The 16651-nt window shown below is 41.9% G+C and carries 17 protein-coding genes; all 17 read right to left on the bottom strand.

Features of this window, described 5'->3' with window-relative positions:
* Positions 1-2: 2 nt before the first annotated feature.
* Positions 3-638: a bifunctional 4-hydroxy-2-oxoglutarate aldolase/2-dehydro-3-deoxy-phosphogluconate aldolase gene (locus tag MORIYA_RS16840; RefSeq protein ID WP_112717013.1), complete on the bottom strand. Its 636-nt coding sequence runs from the start codon at positions 636-638 to the stop codon at positions 3-5.
* Positions 628-1593, bottom strand: a complete 966-nt coding sequence (locus tag MORIYA_RS16835; protein WP_232011656.1) for a sugar kinase — start codon at positions 1591-1593, stop codon at positions 628-630. Before MORIYA_RS16835 ends, MORIYA_RS16840 begins: the two co-directional genes overlap by 11 nt.
* A gap of 170 nt (positions 1594-1763) precedes the next feature.
* Positions 1764-2813, bottom strand: a complete 1050-nt coding sequence (locus MORIYA_RS16830) for a glycoside hydrolase family 88/105 protein (RefSeq protein ID WP_112717011.1) — start codon at positions 2811-2813, stop codon at positions 1764-1766.
* 10 nt (positions 2814-2823) lie between these two features.
* A complete protein-coding gene (kduD, locus tag MORIYA_RS16825; protein ID WP_112717010.1) occupies positions 2824-3579 on the bottom strand; it encodes a 2-dehydro-3-deoxy-D-gluconate 5-dehydrogenase KduD in 756 nt (251 codons plus the stop codon).
* A gap of 77 nt (positions 3580-3656) precedes the next feature.
* Positions 3657-4487, bottom strand: a complete 831-nt coding sequence (gene kduI / locus MORIYA_RS16820) for a 5-dehydro-4-deoxy-D-glucuronate isomerase (protein WP_112717009.1) — start codon at positions 4485-4487, stop codon at positions 3657-3659.
* 43 nt (positions 4488-4530) lie between these two features.
* Complete coding sequence (nagA, locus tag MORIYA_RS16815) at positions 4531-5679, bottom strand: N-acetylglucosamine-6-phosphate deacetylase (RefSeq protein WP_112717008.1); 1149 nt, start codon at positions 5677-5679, stop codon at positions 4531-4533.
* A 1-nt stretch (position 5680) separates the two neighbouring features.
* Entirely contained in the window at positions 5681-6124 is a 444-nt protein-coding gene (gene agaF, locus MORIYA_RS16810) for a PTS galactosamine/N-acetylgalactosamine transporter subunit IIA (RefSeq protein WP_112717007.1), read from the bottom strand.
* Positions 6125-6169: 45 nt separating this feature from the next.
* Positions 6170-7063: a PTS system mannose/fructose/sorbose family transporter subunit IID gene (locus MORIYA_RS16805; RefSeq protein ID WP_112717005.1), complete on the bottom strand. Its 894-nt coding sequence runs from the start codon at positions 7061-7063 to the stop codon at positions 6170-6172.
* Complete coding sequence (gene agaW / locus MORIYA_RS16800; protein WP_232011655.1) at positions 7053-7829, bottom strand: PTS N-acetylgalactosamine transporter subunit IIC; 777 nt, start codon at positions 7827-7829, stop codon at positions 7053-7055. Before agaW ends, MORIYA_RS16805 begins: the two co-directional genes overlap by 11 nt.
* A 40-nt stretch (positions 7830-7869) precedes the next feature.
* On the bottom strand, positions 7870-8370 hold the full coding sequence (locus MORIYA_RS16795; RefSeq protein ID WP_112717001.1) for a PTS sugar transporter subunit IIB: 501 nt from the start codon (positions 8368-8370) through the stop codon (positions 7870-7872).
* Positions 8371-8385: 15 nt separating this feature from the next.
* Positions 8386-9549, bottom strand: a complete 1164-nt coding sequence (locus MORIYA_RS16790) for an SIS domain-containing protein (protein ID WP_112716999.1) — start codon at positions 9547-9549, stop codon at positions 8386-8388.
* A gap of 22 nt (positions 9550-9571) precedes the next feature.
* Entirely contained in the window at positions 9572-10846 is a 1275-nt protein-coding gene (gene kbaZ, locus MORIYA_RS16785) for a tagatose-bisphosphate aldolase subunit KbaZ (RefSeq protein ID WP_112716997.1), read from the bottom strand.
* 49 nt (positions 10847-10895) lie between these two features.
* A complete protein-coding gene (agaR, locus tag MORIYA_RS16780; RefSeq protein WP_112716995.1) occupies positions 10896-11672 on the bottom strand; it encodes a transcriptional repressor AgaR in 777 nt (258 codons plus the stop codon).
* 472 nt (positions 11673-12144) lie between these two features.
* Positions 12145-13626: a DUF2264 domain-containing protein gene (locus MORIYA_RS16775; protein WP_112716993.1), complete on the bottom strand. Its 1482-nt coding sequence runs from the start codon at positions 13624-13626 to the stop codon at positions 12145-12147.
* 102 nt (positions 13627-13728) lie between these two features.
* Positions 13729-13872, bottom strand: a complete 144-nt coding sequence (locus MORIYA_RS16770) for a hypothetical protein (protein WP_197713399.1) — start codon at positions 13870-13872, stop codon at positions 13729-13731.
* Between the two features lie 200 nt (positions 13873-14072).
* Positions 14073-15485: an OprD family outer membrane porin gene (locus tag MORIYA_RS16765; RefSeq protein WP_112716991.1), complete on the bottom strand. Its 1413-nt coding sequence runs from the start codon at positions 15483-15485 to the stop codon at positions 14073-14075.
* Positions 15486-15819: 334 nt separating this feature from the next.
* Positions 15820-16440, bottom strand: a complete 621-nt coding sequence (locus MORIYA_RS16760; RefSeq protein ID WP_112716989.1) for a histidine phosphatase family protein — start codon at positions 16438-16440, stop codon at positions 15820-15822.
* Positions 16441-16651: the final 211 nt, after the last annotated feature.

Here is a 16651-nt window from a genome sequence, read left to right as displayed (position 1 = left end):
CCTTATGCGTTAACAAGCTTGCAAGTAGCAACAGCATTTTTTGCAATCGTATCCCAATCATGGTCACGAATGGCTGCAGTCGTTGCGATCCAGCTACCACCACATGCAATAACTTGTGGTATCGCAAGGTATTCCAATACATTAGATGGTTTGATACCACCTGTCGGCATCAGTTTAATTTGGCTATAAGGCCCCACTAATGCCTTCACCATATTAACGCCACCCGATGCTTCTGCTGGGAAGAATTTAACCACGTTAATGCCAAGCTCTAACGCCTGCTCAATTTGACTTGGGTTATTAATGCCTGGGATAATTTTAATGCCATTTTCAATACAGTAATTCACTATTGTTGGATTAAACCCTGGGCTAATAATAAAATCTGCACCCGCCGCAACCGCTTCATCAACTTGTGCTATCGTTAATACAGTCCCTGCACATAAGATCACATCAGGAAAAGCGGCGCGGATACGACGGATCGATTCAGCTGCAGCGGCACTACGGAAGGTAATTTCTGCCGCAGGTAGACCATTCTCAGATAATACTGCCACTAATTTTACAGCGTCATCTGCATTTTCAATTTGGATCACAGGCATAATCGCCAGTGCGGATAACTTATCAATTAATTCATTATTTATCATTTTCGATTCTCATTCTGGTCATTAAATTTTGCATATGTTCTGTCGCTATCACAGCACCTTGATGTTGAATAACTTGGCTAGCAAGACTATTCCCCCAAGCACAGCAATCCGCCATTGATTGTTCAGCACACCAAGCAGCAAGGTAACCGGCATTAAATGAATCGCCCGCCGCTGTCGTATCAACAACCTGTTCCACTTTATTGCCAGCGACCATGCCTTGTGCTCCAAGATGTGACCACATAGCACCATCACTGCCGAGTTTCACCACCACCTGGTTAATACCCAGATCATGCAAACGCTTAGCAATAACGGTTGGTTGAGTAGCTTGGGTCCCGAATAGTAGGTCTTCATCATCACCTGTAACGAGGGCGATATCGCTAAGCTGGTAAAGTTTATCTAACCACTGTTGTGCATGTGCAGGGCTTTGCCATAATCGCGGACGATAATTAGAGTCAACGGCAATTTTAACCCCTGCTTGTTTTAGGCTAGCTAATGAAGCCAGTAATTTTAATTTGCTACTATCCGGTAAGATCGCTAACGAGATCCCCGATAGATAGATAAGATCAGCATCCACTAAGCTGGCTATATTCTGCTCAAACTCTGAATGTTCGCACATATAACGTGCTGCCGAGTCATTACGCCAATAACTAAATGTACGCTCACCGCTGGCATCAATCGCGATCGCATACAAACCAGGGATCTTAGTTTCATCTTGGGTGACTAAGCGGGTATCAATACCTTCATCTCGCCAAGCGGCTTGCATTGATTGGCTGTACTGATCAACACCTAGGCCAGTCATATATTGCACTGATACATCCGGTTGCAAACGCGATAGATAAACTGCAGTATTAAGTGAGTCGCCACCAAAATTTTGTTGTTGAGGTGCAAACGGCTTACCGCTTAACTCAATCATACACTCACCAATAATGGCTATTTTTTTATGTTTTTTCATCATACCCTACTCACTCAGTGCTACCTTTATCATCACAGGGCTCAACACCAATAAAGTACTGTGGTGTTGATAAACCCCATACATAAGTTAGATATCGAAAATAAAAAAGCCGACTAAACACGAAGCTAGTCGGCTTACTCTGAATCAGTTCAGATAATCAATATCCATGCCTGTTAATCAGCTAAATGAGCTATTTCTGTAGCTGCCAGTAAGAAGGCACCTGCACCGTAATCCATGTTGTGTTCAAACTTCACGTCACGTGGGTTAAATGCTGGTAATTGTACCCAGCCCATCATGCCATTGTCGTGGATAGCCGTTTGTAATGCTGCCCAGGCTTTTTCTAATACCGGTAAGTAGGTCTCACGATCTAATTCTCCGTTATTGATACCCCAAGCCAGACCGTAGCAGAACAATGATGTAGCGCTACTTTCCGGTGCCGGGAAGTTTTCTGGATCCAATAAACTGGTGCGCCAGAAACCATCTGCTTGCTGATATTTAATTACTTCAGCAGCCAGGTTTTTAAACAATGCTAAATAACGGGCTTTATCCGCGTAGTCTTCCGGTAAACGCGCCATTAAACGTGGCACAGATGCTAATACCCAGCCGATGCCGCGGCTCCAGAATACTTTTTCGCCATTAGCTTCACGTAATTCGCCGCCTTTACCATCAGGGATATAACGCTGATCACGATAGAAAAGCCCCGTTTCTGGATCAAATAAGTGCTCAACCGAATCCCAGAATGCCACGTTCATGTAATCCAGGTATTTGCGGTCACCAGTTTGCTGAGTAAGAGCAGCAAACGACGGCGGCGCCATAAACAGTGAATCACACCACCACCAGTCTTTACGACCCGGTTCTGGGTTATCAACCATAAGGTCCAGCGCTTTAACCGTTGAATCAAGTGCTTCAATTTGATTTACCACAGGGTAAACATCTAAGTACGCCTGACAGCAGATATGATCATCAGCAAAACGCGCATTAGGACCCGCTCTAAAACCTGTGTGTAGTGCATAGTTCATTACACCATCTAGATACTCAGCATCATCAGTTGCTTTCCAAGCTGCTGACGCACAAGACCAAAATACACCACGTTCCCAGTCGGTATCTTTGATAAAACGGGTTTTACCACTGCGACGTACCACACTGCGAGTCTGGTTTGCCGCTTGATAACGATAGACACGTTTCATTGTATCTAAAACTTGTTGTTTAGTTCCAAAAGTCATAACGGACTCCTTAGCGTGCTAACCAACCACCGTCAACGGCGATAGTATAACCATTCACATAATCACTTGCACTTGATGCAAGGAATACTGCAGGACCAGCTAAATCTTCTGGTGTGCCCCAACGATTAGCCGGAATACGTTCTAAGATTGCCGCGTTACGCTCAGGATCAGCACGTAATGCTTCCGTATTATCAGTTGCCATATAACCCGGAGCAATTGCATTTACGTTAATGTTGTATTGTGCTAATTCATTCGCCATTGCACGTGTTAGGCCCATAACCGCAGATTTACTTGCAGTATAAGACGCTACCCGGATGCCACCTTGGAAAGACAGCATTGAAGCGATGTTAATGATCTTACCACCTTCACCTTGCTTCACACACTGCTTAGCAACAGCTTGTGATAGGAAGAATACGGTTTTTTGGTTGATGCTGATCACATCATCCCAGTTCTTTTCAGAAAACTCTAAGAAATCTTCACGACGGATAATACCGGCGTTGTTGACTAAGATATCCACACGGCCCATGACTTCTACAGCTTCGCTAACAATCTCAGACACTTGGTCTTGCACCATTAGATTAGCAGTAATGTAATGAAATTTACGCCCTAGCGCTTCAATTTTAGCTTGTGTTTCTGGTGCCGGCATGTGGCCAACACCCACGATATCAGCACCCGCTTGTGCTAAACCAATCGCAGTACCTTGACCTAAACCTGTATTACAACCCGTTACGATGGCAACCTTGCCTGACAAATCAAAAGAATTCATATTAACTTCCTAATAAATAAAGTAGCGCTAGCCAGCTAATCAGAGTGGTTAGCGTAAAAGACAGATAATCGTGTTAATTATTTCAAGTCACTCATCGCAACATGATCCATATCGTGGAACACTTGGTTTTCACCCACCATGCCCCAGATAAAGGTATAAGACGCAGTACCTACACCCGAGTGGATAGACCAACTTGGGCTGATCACAGCTTGTTCATTACGTACCACGATATGACGTGTTTCTTGTGGTTGACCCATATAATGAAATGCGATGTTGTCATCTTTCATATCAAAATACAGATACACTTCCATACGACGTTCATGGGTATGACACGGCATGGTATTCCACAAACTGCCTGGTGCGAGTTCAGTCATGCCCATTAACAGTTGGCACGTTGGTAATACCGCAGGGTGTAAATATTTGTAGATAGTACGTACATTACAGTTTTCTTGGCTACCTAAGCTTTCAACTGCAACGTCATCTCGGGTGATCTTACGCGTTGGATAAGCCTTATGTGCAGGTGCGCAATTCAGGTAAAAACGGGCCGGTTGTTCAGCATCGATACTGATAAATTGAATATCTTGTGCACCTTGGCCAACGTAAATTGCTTCACGCGAACCAATTTCATAGGTAACACCATCAACAATCACTAAACCTGCAGCACCGATATTAATCACGCCCAGTTCACGACGTTGTAAAAAGAAATCAACCCCGATCTCTTTACCGCCTTCGAATGCCACGGGGGCTGTTGTTGGTACCACACCACCGACAATAATGCGGTCGATATGGCTATAAGTCAGATTGATCTGTCCTGCTTGGAACATATCTTCAATCAAAAATTGTGCTCTTAAACCCGCAGTGTCTAGCTGCTTTGCATGATCGCTATGTATTGGCTGACGAATTTCCATTAATAAACCTCTAATTAGTAATGACGAGCTGTAACTCGTCTCTTTAACCTTGATAAGCCCAGTGACCTTTAATTAAGGTACCCTGCACTTGTAATTCATTATTCATAATGGTGAGGTTGGCATCCATCCCGACTGCAATAGCGCCAATACGGTCGGCAAGGCCTAAGTAATGGGCAGGTACTGCGCTCGCCATTTGTACCGCTTCCCATGCCGGAACACCTGAAGCGAACACCATATTACGCACTGCTTGATCTAAACTACAGGTACTGCCTGCTAATGAACCATCATCAGTACGCGCTTCACCATTTTTAACATTAACGATTTGAGCACCCAATTGATAAGGTCCATCTTCGAGACCACCTGCGCGCATACAATCCGTAATTAGTGCAATCTTTTGATACCCTTTCATGCGATAAGCAAGTTGCATCATCACCGGGTTAACATGGATACCATCGGCAATCAGCTCAGCCAACATGTCATGATAAAGTACCGCCCCACAACAACCGGGTTCACGGTGATGTAACCCACTCATGCCATTAAACAAATGCACACCACAGTCAGCACCGAGTTCAAATGCTTCGGTCACCTGTGCGAAATTGGCATTCGTATGCGCGACCGACGTTTGAATATTGTTCGCGGTTAACCACTTAATTGACGCCATGGCATTATCCGCTTCAGGGGCGATCGCCACACGTAATAATGACTCACCAGCAACCGCTTTTAATTGTTCTAATTCACCCTGTTCAGGTGATTTTAGTAATCGACTCGGATGGGAACCACGATGACGTTCTGTAAAGTAAGGGCCTTCTAAAAAGCTACCTAACAATTCAGCACCCTGTGTTTGTCCGGCCGCGATGTAACTGCGCATTTTGGTTAAAGCGGTGATAATATCTTGCCAAGGTGCAGTTACCGTCGTGCCAACCCATGCGGTAACACCTGTCGACGGTAACGCCTGAGCAATACCGTCTAACGCCACATCAGTCGCATCCATCACATCATGGCCATGGCGACCATGAATGTGGATATCAACAAAGCCAGGCATCAAAGCTTGTCCAGCTAAGTTAATCACCTCGCAATCCGTTGGCACTGTTGTTGAGATCTCAGCAATTTTGCCATTTTCGATTACCACAACCTGATTTAATTCAATCCCGTTCGGGGCATAAACTTCAGCTGCTACCAACGCAAAACGCATGTTATAAACCCTCGTCATCAAATTCTTCTGCTGCTGGCGTCATCGCCGCTTCAAACTCTTTACGCATATCTTTAATACAGGCATGACCAATCTCTAATACGATCTCAACGAGTTCAGCTAATTCAACGTCATCACGTTCAAATGCCGCATTCACGATCATAGGAAGATTCGCACCACCAATGACTTCAACTAACGGTGTATCCATCATGATCGCTGTCGCGCGATTAGAGGGTGAACCACCCGGAATATCAGTCAGGAATAACACACCTTCACCGCTATTTACTTCTGCTGCGGCAGCACGTAAATCCGCTTCTAAATCGTCTGTTGACATGGTTTCAACAAAATCAACAAATTTCATTTGCGCTTGTTCACCCGCAATTGCGGTTACCGCAGACTTAACACCGGATGCAAAGTTAATGTGTCCTGAAACTACAATACCAATCATAATCAAACCCTTAAAATGGGGAGCAGCGAGCTTCTCCCCAAGATATTACAGAATACCGATAACGTGACCAACAACACCAGCCGCTAACGTTGCGAAGATAAGTACCGGTGGTTTAGACCAGAAGCCTGTGCCTTTCACCATCTTCAACATAAAGAATACGAGTACCAGTGGCAGAATATTTGGCATGATCTTGTCGAACAATGCCGTTTGTAATTCCACCTCTTTACCCCCTAATTCAAGCGCCAGGGTTGTCTGCACTTTAATGAATGTTGCCGACAGCGCACCAATCACAAAGATGCCCATAATGTTTGCCGCTTTTGCGAGTTTTTCAGTTGTATCACTCATGCTCACCATGGCTGCGGTACCCGCTTTATAACCCATAAACAGCAAGCCAAAATACACCACGAAATGTACTGACTGGTATAAGAAAAAGAATACAAAAGGACCTGCAATAGAGCCTTCCAGTGCAATTGATGCACCTAACGCCAATGTTAATGGCATTAAGGTCATGTGATCAATCGCGTCACCAATACCACCCGAAGGTCCCATACCAGCCACTTTCATGACGTTAATCGTGGACGGTTTCTCTTTATTTTCTTCCATCGCTATCGCGGTACCGAGTAAGAAAGTAAAGAGTTTTGGACTGGCATTAAAGAACTGTAAATGATTCTTCAGTGCTTTAGCGAAATCACGTTCATTACCATGAATTTTCTTCAGTGCCGGAACGATAGAAAAAACAAAACCACCGGCTTGCATACGTTCAAAGTTGAAGTTACCTTCCATTAATAAACCACGGAATGCACATAGCCAAAGATCTTTCTTGGTGATTACGTTTTTCTTCGTAGTATCTTCATAAGCATCGATACCATCAATTAAATTGACGTGATTTCGTGCTTTTTTCTCCACAAAGTTACCGCTCACTGTGATATCAGATGCCATCTTCAAAATCCTCTTTCGTATTATCTACATTATTTGCTGTACTATTGCCGCTATAGAAGAAGTACAAAGCTGCAATTGAAGCACCAATGATAGCGACCGCCATGATTGGTAATGCTAAGTATGTTGTCATCACGAAACCAATAAAGAACACACCGGCCACTTCTTTTGACCACATCATTTTAAGTAACATCGCGAAACCAATCGCAGGTACCATTTTCGCGCCAATACCGAGACCTTCTAGTAGTACGGTTGGGGCATTTTCATCAATCCATTTAGCACCATGCTCACCAAAGTAAATGGTAGCAAATGCAACCACAGCGTAAAGCATTGCCCGGGCGAACAAGGTACCCAGTAACAAACGGTCAATACCGCCTGAATCGCCACTTTCTGCGTAACGATCCGCTTTACCCATCGTAAATGATGTAACAGCAAAGAAACCAATCACTAACATTTGCATTAACACGGCGATCGGCATACCCACACCCATAGCCACTGCCGCTGACTGATTTGTCATTACAGCAAATCCTACCGCTGCGATTGTACCCAGGGTAACATCTGGTGGCTGAGCACCGGCGTTAGGCACTAGACCTAACCAAGCAAGTTCCAACGTTGCACCGGCGATCAGACCAGTTTGCATGTCTCCCATCAGAAAACCAACCACAGGGCCGGTGATAAGTGGACGGTGAATATTTAATGCAATATCGTATTTATCGATACCACATAAAAATGCCCACACTGCCACCAGTAAAGCTTCATACAACATCATATTTTCCTTTTTGAATATTTATGTTAAATACTAAATGCGATTACGCGGTTTCCGTTATCACGGATAGAATATCAATAGGTTTTTGATCCGGCGTATTTTGGATCGTACAAGTCACATCACACTTCACGATGCGCTCAAATGCCTCAATATCTTTGTCATCGACTGATACTGTTTTCGTTAATTTACGCTTGCCTTCATGGTAGTGCATATTACCCACGTTACAATGTAGGATTGGCACACCACCTTCGACCAAACGAGCAACATCAGTTGGGTTGTTACATAAGATAAAGATCTTTTGTTTTGCTGATGCTTTGGCAATTACATCAATGGTTTTCTGGATTGAGAAGAAACGCACCGCGTATTCACCACCCGCAGAGGCTTTCATACCCGCTTGCATGAATGCCGCATTGGGACCGTCTGCAGCGTCATCATTGGCAACTAAAATTAGATTCGCTTCGCTGTGTTTACCCCAGGTAATGCGGATCTGGCCATGTAGTAGGCGTTCATCAATGCGAGTCCAAACGATATTAGGAGATGTCATAATAAATTCCTGTACTTATTTGTTAAATTTATGAATCGTTACACCTTGGACCACACGGTTAACTTCACCGGTAGGACAAGGGTTATCAGGTGTATTGCCTAACTTAACTGACAGATGGAATGCGTAGATTTGTGCAACTAGGATGTAAGAGAATAGCAATCCAGCATCCGTTGCATCTTGCATATCTTCAGCCAGCCAGTAATCACCAGCAATCACTTGATCATCAAGTTGAGCTGTTATTGCAATGACTTTATTAGCAATACCATCACGGCGTAATTCAGCTAATAAATCTAAATCATATTTACGGGTCTGTGGGTCATTCGAGATATAGACAAAGATTAATGTTTTATCATCGACAATCGATTTTGGTCCGTGGCGAAAACCCAGCGGAGAATCGAAACTAATAACCACTTTACCGGCCGTTAATTCAAGTAGTTTCAATGCAGACTCTTCTGCAATACCTTTGAAACCACCGCTACCTAAGTAAATAACCTTGTTTACTTCAGTGTTGTCTATTGTACCGATAAATTTATTAATTTCTTTGACCTGGGCCTCAGAATACTTACAAATACTTTCGATATCTTTCATCTTTCTTTCGCCGATACCTAATATCGAAAAAGCAGACAGCATCATTGAAGAAAAACTCGAAGTCATTGCAAACGATTTATCATTGGTTTGTGCTGGCATCAGTACCGCTAATGATTTGTCATCGGTTTTACTTGCCACATATAACTGACCTTCATTATTACAAGTCAAAACAAGATGGTAGCAGTTGCTTAAACACTCATTGGCCAAATTCACGGCTTCCACACTTTCAGGGCTGTTACCGGAACGAGCAAAAGAAACAAGCAGTGTAGGTATATCTTCAGCAAAATATTGATATGGGTTAGATACGATATCTGTCGTTGATACCGCTTCCACGCGACGCTGCGTTTGTTGCGTTAAAATAGGGCTTAATGAACGGCCAACAAATGCTGACGTGCCCGCCCCTGTTAACACAATACGTAAATCACGATGCGCTAAAATCGGTGTCATAAAATCATTAATTATCGCGCTATTTTGTTCTAAAATTGCTTTTGTTTCACGCCAGCATTCAGGTTGTTGTTCGATCTCTTTCGCAGTCCAGAAGCCTTTTAATTGCTCTAATTCTGCCACGCTATAACCTAAATAATTACTCATTGTTCTATCCTTTAATTCAAATTTAGATACAGGCTTTTGCGTAACTGCGCATGACTTGTTGGATCTTATCGATAATCAATGCTTTAGGCTTGGCGCTGATTTGGCCTTCGCGTACGGCGCGGAATTGTTCTGGCAAGTACTGGCTCAATAGTGGTAAAGCGATGCCAGTTGCTTCCAAATTACGGAACAATTGTGCTTGAGCTGCAATAATATTTGCATTTGGCCAGTAATAACGGATACGGTCGCTAAAGCTATAACAACGAGAAAAACTTTGTTGTGCATCTGTACCTTGGTAATATTTTTCCCAATAAGCTGGTGCAGCAAGCATTTCAGCTTCAATCACGTCACGTAAATTAGAGCGTTGTTCTGGAGCAAAAATTTCGTTTTCAATCGCACATAAGCTAAATAATGCTTCACGCAATGCGAATGTTAAGGCAGGGCCAACTTTTAGAATGGCAAAATGATCTTCAACTAAGGCTTTATACGCGGCATCAGTTTGGTAATCAGTAGAATGGGCTTCAAACACCATATTGTCATAATCAGCAACAACTTTACTCAACTCTTGCGCTTTTTCGCGGTTGTAGTCGATAACACCGGTGTGATCAAACTCTACACCTGGCTGAACAACAAGACCAACAATGCGGTCCAAGCAGCTAGCAACACCCGCATCCGAAAATGCTTGATAATGACAGTCGATGGTTTTTCTTGCCGCTGCGGGTGACGTAACGTCTAACTCTTTTAGCGCTTCAGTCGCACCGCCAGGTACCGGGACTTCAGTACCGACAACATAGACTAGATTACTTTTACCGAATGCTTTAACAGCCGTTTTTTCAGCGATAGTAGCTAAACGTGCAGCACGGCTAGCAACAATTTCATCAGAAAGTGGAATTGGATCATCAGCACAAGACATGCTGCAATCAAGGTGAATTTTTTCGAAGCCAGCTTCAACATAGGCGGCAATTAACACATCCGCGTTTGCCATTGCTTCTTCAGCAGGAAGGCCTTGCCAGCGATTTGGACCTAAATGGTCACCACCAAGGATAATTTTTTCAGCAGGGAAGTTAAGCTCTGCAGCTTTATTTAATACGAACTCACGGAAATCAGCAGGTTTCATCCCGGTATAACCGCCGAATTGATCAACTTGATTAGAGGTCGCTTCGATTAACACTAAAGAATTGTCGCTCAGCGCTTGCTTTAAACTTGCTTCAATGACAAGAGAATGTGCTGAACAAACAGAATAGATGCCGATTTTTTCGCCAGCTTTATGGCGCTTAACTAAGTTTAAAAGGGTATTCATTAAATAACTCCACAGTCAACATCTGCAATGTGGCTATGGAGTTATGAGATCAACTTTCTTTTTCGACGATAATCACTTCAACTTTCATATCACGGAGACCTTCTACATATTCATCCGGGATACCTGAATCAGTAACTAATATATCAATTTTGCCGAACTCGCGGATCATATGACAACTGCGTTTACCAAACTTACTGGAATCGGCAACTGCAATCACTTGTTCAGAAATATCACACATCAAACGATTAAGACTTGCTTCTTGTTCGTTATGTGTAGTTATTCCGGCACGTAAGTCAAAACCATCGACCCCTAAAAACAACTTATCGAAACAGTAATTTTTCAGGCCTTGCTCTGCTTGTGAGCCGCTAAAAGAAAGTGCATTCTTACGGAGAATACCCCCGGGCATCAACACATCAATTCCAGGTGCTGATGCTAACTCCATCGCTACATCCAGACCATTGGTCATAACTACTACATTGCCAATTGATTTTAGGCTAGAGGCAATCTCTTTTGCAGTAGTTCCCGAATCTAGAATAATAGTGTCACCGCTACTAATAAGTTTCGCTGCAGCTTGGCCAATCCGAGTTTTAATGTCGGGATTATGCCGACGTTTCTCATGCACGGTTAACTCTGCAACAACCCCAGTATTTGGAATGGCAGCACCATGGGAACGAACCACATAGCCACTGTTTTCCAAAAAACTAAGGTCACTTCGAATAGTGACACTAGAGACATTAAATAGTGCAGCAAGGTCTTCAACGCGGGCTTTACCGTCTCGGTTAACCACATTGATGATTTCCATGCGCCTTTCGACAGCACTTTTCATAAAATTTGTCTCCCAACAAAACTAAAAATTAATTAAAACCTTTCGTTTCGCTTCACATGAAGAATACACCGTAAAACGAAAGGGGCAATAACAATATCAAAAACCTTTGAGCTCTTTCACAAACTTTCAATCTATTTCATATAGCTTCGATATTTACATTTACATTTACATTTACATTTACATTTACGAAAAATAAAAATATCACTTAATAAGTAATATGATGATCAATTTATTCATATAGTTCAAAAAAAACGAGAAAAATATGAGAAAATAGATGTGTGTCCATCCAATCAAGTTATGTAAAATTATACTCTACTTAATGTATAAAAATAGCTTAAAAATGAAAACAGTTACGATTATTCTTACGTAACGAAAGCAATTCTTAAAGTTGAAACGTAAATGCTAAATATGAAAATAACAGCTAACAACAATGAAAGTAATAAAATTATAATCCTAGGCTAAAAATAAGCACTTAAAATAAGTGCGCCATTTTTGAGCTGTAACAAGTCACCCCTTTTCGTAATAGGTTATTTTTCGGTCGTCTGGCCCGACCAAATAACATTTCGATTACTTTATCTTGCCAACGCTGCGATTCTAAGCGACGGGTCAATGGTGTCTGCGCCATTACATACTCAGATAAAAACAGTACCACGACTTCCTGCGTCTCTTGGACGCCGATAATCTTGGCATTGATCTCTTTAATATTCAGCTCAAAATCACCTTGCTCTACCATTAACGGTGTTTCTTTCGCATCCCACAGTCCGATACGATCACCACAATAAAAGGCAATATTCAGTGCACGTAACGACCAGAAACTGCTAGCTGGACCACTGTAATTATCCATCAAACGCGCATCATCAGCGAATAATCCTTGGGTCGGTGCCCCATTTCGCATTGCACCTTGGCTAATAAAGTATTTTAAGTTCGTTGCAAATGCGCGCTTTGCTTCACCAACTTGTATTTCACCAGCATGACTATCCACTGCAGCCAATAATGGTGCCGCAGCTGCTAAGCGATAACAAGCACTGCGACCAAATAACGGTAAACCATCCGGGGTGAAGAAATAGCGATAGCTATTACTAAATTGCGCTAATGTTTGAGTGATAAATTCACTATCATAATCAGGAATAATTTGCTGCAGCCAATACAAGGAATAATGAAAACCCCAAGCATTATAAAAATCATAATTTCCTTTGGCACCGTCACGGAACCAGCCCCCCCCAACATGAAATTCTTTAATACGCTCGAATTTAGCATGAGAAATAGTATCTTCACCGGTTAATGACAAGATCACAAACTCAACCGTTAGCGCAAATAAATGCCAATTATTATCTACAGTTTCAACGGCACTCACTTGCTTAAACCAGCGAATAACTTGCTGTTGCTCTGCGCAAGTAAACAGATCCCAGGTCACATTTTTACTTAACCAGAGTGCTAATGCCAGGTCGGCACTTTCACAAGTACGCTGATCAAAATCGTTCAGCTCTCCCCAATAACCCTTATGCAGCGGGTTAGTACCAGCAAGTAATGCACGACGTAAGATCACCGCCACATCAATGTCTTTATTGTCCAAGCCCTGAATACAGCTATCGTGGACTGGACGATTATGTACCCAAGAAGCTAAAGTTGGTAATACGCGACTCACACCTTCCATCGCATCAACGCGGGCTGACTGCTGACTCGGTCGACCTGGGTAATAAGCGTGGCTGTAATCCCACACAGCATAATGCTCAAATGCCTCACTAACATAACGCATAAGTTGTTCACAAAGGTAAGCTAACCCAGTCTCATCATTACTAAATGTCGCTTGCAGCGCTGCATCGTGTCGGCTATACCGTGCACCCTTGATAATTTGTCGTTGCACATTTTGCTTCAGATTGTGCCAATGCATACTTAATGTTGGATGTTCATAAGGAATCGTTGGGCGTGGTTTTCCTACTATTTTTACGGTCATATTACCAATTTCTCCTTATAAAATGAAAGTTGACGGTTGAAAAACTAATGGTAAAACTAAAAAAGGCGCAGTAGAGTCACTTCGCCATTCGTATTATTTAATTTAAGGTTTCGCTGATTCTGTCAGTACTTGGTACTTACCCCCCCAAGCCAGTGGTTTTGGCTTCGCTTTTATCCACTGATAAAACGCCGCTTTCATCTCTTTAACTCGTTCAGGATATTGCTTCGCGAGGTTTTTTGATTCCATAGGGTCAAGCTTATCGTTAAGTAAAATGGTAATAAGAGCTAAAACTAATTCATCAGGTTGATACTGAAAATATAGCGTTAATAAACTAGGATTCACTTTCAGAAAGGAGGGATGGAAATTATCCAGTATTAGAACGAGTCCGATACTTCAGCTAATCCTTAAACTCGCTGAAGCTCGGTAGTAGTCAAGAATACAAATGACTATTTTAGTCCATAAGTATAAATGAACATTAATTTCATATCATTACGACTTTCTTTATAATTTGTATCTTTCGTACGTAAATAAGCAGGGTAGAATTTAATATTCAATCCTTTAAGACCTCCGTCCAAAAAGCTATAACGAATATTATAATCAATCGAATACATTGAGCCATCATAAGTACGATCAGCCTTAGCCGCCGTAGCATCTGTAACTACATTCCAGCCATAGTTCGCACTAACTCCCGCACTTAATTCAGGGATCCCCCAACTTGAAAAGTTATAATCTAAGCCCGATTTAATCGCTTTAGTACCATCGGCTGTATAATCATCTAGTTGTGATTTCGTTTGTAAAAAATTACGATGATCTGAGTTAGCCCAAGCGGTAAGGCGGAAATTATAGTCTTTAGCATCGGGGGCATCTGTTTGGGAGTAACCTAAACTCGCTGTAAAACCGCCTTTTTTAAGCGCTGCATTCAAGCCCACATAACTTTCAGCCGATGCATTTTCTATTCCTGATACATCACCATCTATATATTTACCTCCATGATAAAACGCAGACGTTTTTAATGTCGTCGCTGGGCTTAGAGCAACATCATATTTAACTAAAACTTGCCAGTTTTTACGGAAGTCCTTACCTTCACCATAACCAACATCAATAACACCCTTATCTAACTCATAAATAGCACCAACAGTATGAATAAATTCAATTTTCTCCGCTCCAGACATATTATCTTCACCCTGATGCCATTTTGTGGTTAAATCCTTGAAGCTACTTGACCAATCATTTTTAAACTGATCGGCCCATGCATAACCAAAATGCAATTTACCAAATGAAGCTTTCACCTCAGCACCACGATAGGCATGAGGATTTAGCCCCCAACTTGAACGGATCGTACCGATATTAATACGCGTATAACCTGCGCGCATCGCCAATCCGGCATCTTCATCGCCAAATTTAGCTTTAACAGATGCGACATTAAGTGAAGTATTGGTTTTTTCACAAGCATCATTAGCAGCACCATCATCGTTACAGTCATAATCATATAATAGGATTTCAGATTGACCGACCGTATCACCTAACTTTAAGTTAGTACTTGTCCAAAGATCAAAACCAATAACATCTTTAAAGTAACCCGAATTATAATCGAGTGCTAACTGCAATGTTTGGTTTTCAATTTGTGGTTTATATTCACCATCGACCTTATTTTCTCGATCACGAATATACAAAAAAGAATGTAAATTAACAGAAGAATCCTCATAGAATGCTTTTTTAGCTAGATCTGATAAGTCGACAGCAGCTACACTCGCATTAATAGCGGCACTTGGGTCAAGTTCAGCATTCGCATTAAATGCTGACAGTCCAGCTAATATAGATACTGTAATTAAAGATAATTTCTGACTTTTAGTTTTCATAATATATAGAGCCTTATTGACAATAAAACCTTCGAATAGTTCCGAGTGATTACGGTTACTTCCGATATATTATCAAACAACATATATTTTTCTTTGATCAACAACTCATTTACGAAAACAAATTAAATGAAAGAGTTCGAAACAATTCAAACAAGTCCATATGCATGGTTGATATTAAATGAATCAATAATGTCTTAACTTAAATATCAGTTGCACTGAAAAATAGGCGTATTGCAATAGGTAAGTGAGTATGAATAAGGAAAGAGACTAGACAAAGTGAGAGAGTAAATAATACGACGATTCCCTCGCCCTGTTTGGGCGAGGATTTACAGTATTAAGCGCGACTGACCTGCTCTTTGTTATTACCAAAAAACAGTGACTTGATCTCATGTACGTGACCAATACCTTTAAATTCAACCTTCCAAACTTCACCGTTATGGGCAATTTCGTGCGGATACTCAGGTAATATATTCGCTAAAATAGCCTTTATCATACGCATAGTCACCGCATGGCTGATCACTAAAATAGCATCATCACCATCAACAGATAGTTCCGCAAAAAATGGCTGTAGTCGGTCAACAATCATTGCATATGATTCACCACCCTCTTCAGGTACCCAGCTCCAACGCTGACTGCGATCATGGCAATAGTTTGGCTCATCCTCTAATTCTGCATAGGTTTTACCTGCATACTTACCGAGTGCTTGCTCGATAACACGCGATTCATCATTAACAGGTAATGAAAATAATTCAGCAAAAGGCGCAGCGGTTTGCTGTGCACGACTCAGAGGAGATACGATCAATTGGTTAATTTTATGCTGCTGATGAAATTCTTTGGCAATGGCTTTAGCATCGTTATGTCCTTGCGCTGTCAGTGGAAAATCCATTTGCGATGCTAAGATATCACCAAGATTCGCTTCACTTTGTGCATGGCGCATGAAATACAAGGTAGTCATTTAATTACTCCTAAAATACAAGCTATAGTTAGATAAAAATGGCCGACGCTACTTACGAAACGATTTCAAATGAAAGTAAACGACAGATTTAACCATAACAATTATTAATAACGAATACCAAGAAAATAACTATAAATGGGGGGGATTATTGATCTTGTTCTAATAGAGGGCTATTTTATCTGTGCTGCTGTACATCCCAAATTTCAGGCAC

Origin of the sequence: Moritella yayanosii (genome assembly GCF_900465055.1) — a bacterium.
Classification (GTDB): domain Bacteria; phylum Pseudomonadota; class Gammaproteobacteria; order Enterobacterales; family Moritellaceae; genus Moritella; species Moritella yayanosii.
Note: the sequence above shows the minus strand (reverse complement) of the source record. Positions and strands in the feature narration are given on the sequence as shown.

Bases quoted from the DNA above. Each gene is read 5' to 3' on its own strand.
- MORIYA_RS16840 (WP_112717013.1), bottom strand. From the start codon at position 638: ATGATAAATAATGAATTAATTGATAAGTTATCCGCACTGGCGATTATG.
- MORIYA_RS16835 (WP_232011656.1), bottom strand. From the start codon at position 1,593: ATGATGAAAAAACATAAAAAAATAGCCATTATTGGTGAGTGTATGATT.
- MORIYA_RS16830 (WP_112717011.1), bottom strand. From the start codon at position 2,813: ATGACTTTTGGAACTAAACAACAAGTTTTAGATACAATGAAACGTGTC.
- kduD (WP_112717010.1), bottom strand. From the start codon at position 3,579: ATGAATTCTTTTGATTTGTCAGGCAAGGTTGCCATCGTAACGGGTTGT.
- kduI (WP_112717009.1), bottom strand. From the start codon at position 4,487: ATGGAAATTCGTCAGCCAATACATAGCGATCATGCAAAGCAGCTAGAC.
- nagA (WP_112717008.1), bottom strand. From the start codon at position 5,679: ATGCGTTTTGCGTTGGTAGCAGCTGAAGTTTATGCCCCGAACGGGATT.
- agaF (WP_112717007.1), bottom strand. From the start codon at position 6,124: ATGATTGGTATTGTAGTTTCAGGACACATTAACTTTGCATCCGGTGTT.
- MORIYA_RS16805 (WP_112717005.1), bottom strand. From the start codon at position 7,063: ATGGCATCTGATATCACAGTGAGCGGTAACTTTGTGGAGAAAAAAGCA.
- agaW (WP_232011655.1), bottom strand. From the start codon at position 7,829: ATGATGTTGTATGAAGCTTTACTGGTGGCAGTGTGGGCATTTTTATGT.
- MORIYA_RS16795 (WP_112717001.1), bottom strand. From the start codon at position 8,370: ATGACATCTCCTAATATCGTTTGGACTCGCATTGATGAACGCCTACTA.
- MORIYA_RS16790 (WP_112716999.1), bottom strand. From the start codon at position 9,549: ATGAGTAATTATTTAGGTTATAGCGTGGCAGAATTAGAGCAATTAAAA.
- kbaZ (WP_112716997.1), bottom strand. From the start codon at position 10,846: ATGAATACCCTTTTAAACTTAGTTAAGCGCCATAAAGCTGGCGAAAAA.
- agaR (WP_112716995.1), bottom strand. From the start codon at position 11,672: ATGAAAAGTGCTGTCGAAAGGCGCATGGAAATCATCAATGTGGTTAAC.
- MORIYA_RS16775 (WP_112716993.1), bottom strand. From the start codon at position 13,626: ATGACCGTAAAAATAGTAGGAAAACCACGCCCAACGATTCCTTATGAA.
- MORIYA_RS16770 (WP_197713399.1), bottom strand. From the start codon at position 13,872: ATGGAATCAAAAAACCTCGCGAAGCAATATCCTGAACGAGTTAAAGAG.
- MORIYA_RS16765 (WP_112716991.1), bottom strand. From the start codon at position 15,485: ATGAAAACTAAAAGTCAGAAATTATCTTTAATTACAGTATCTATATTA.
- MORIYA_RS16760 (WP_112716989.1), bottom strand. From the start codon at position 16,440: ATGACTACCTTGTATTTCATGCGCCATGCACAAAGTGAAGCGAATCTT.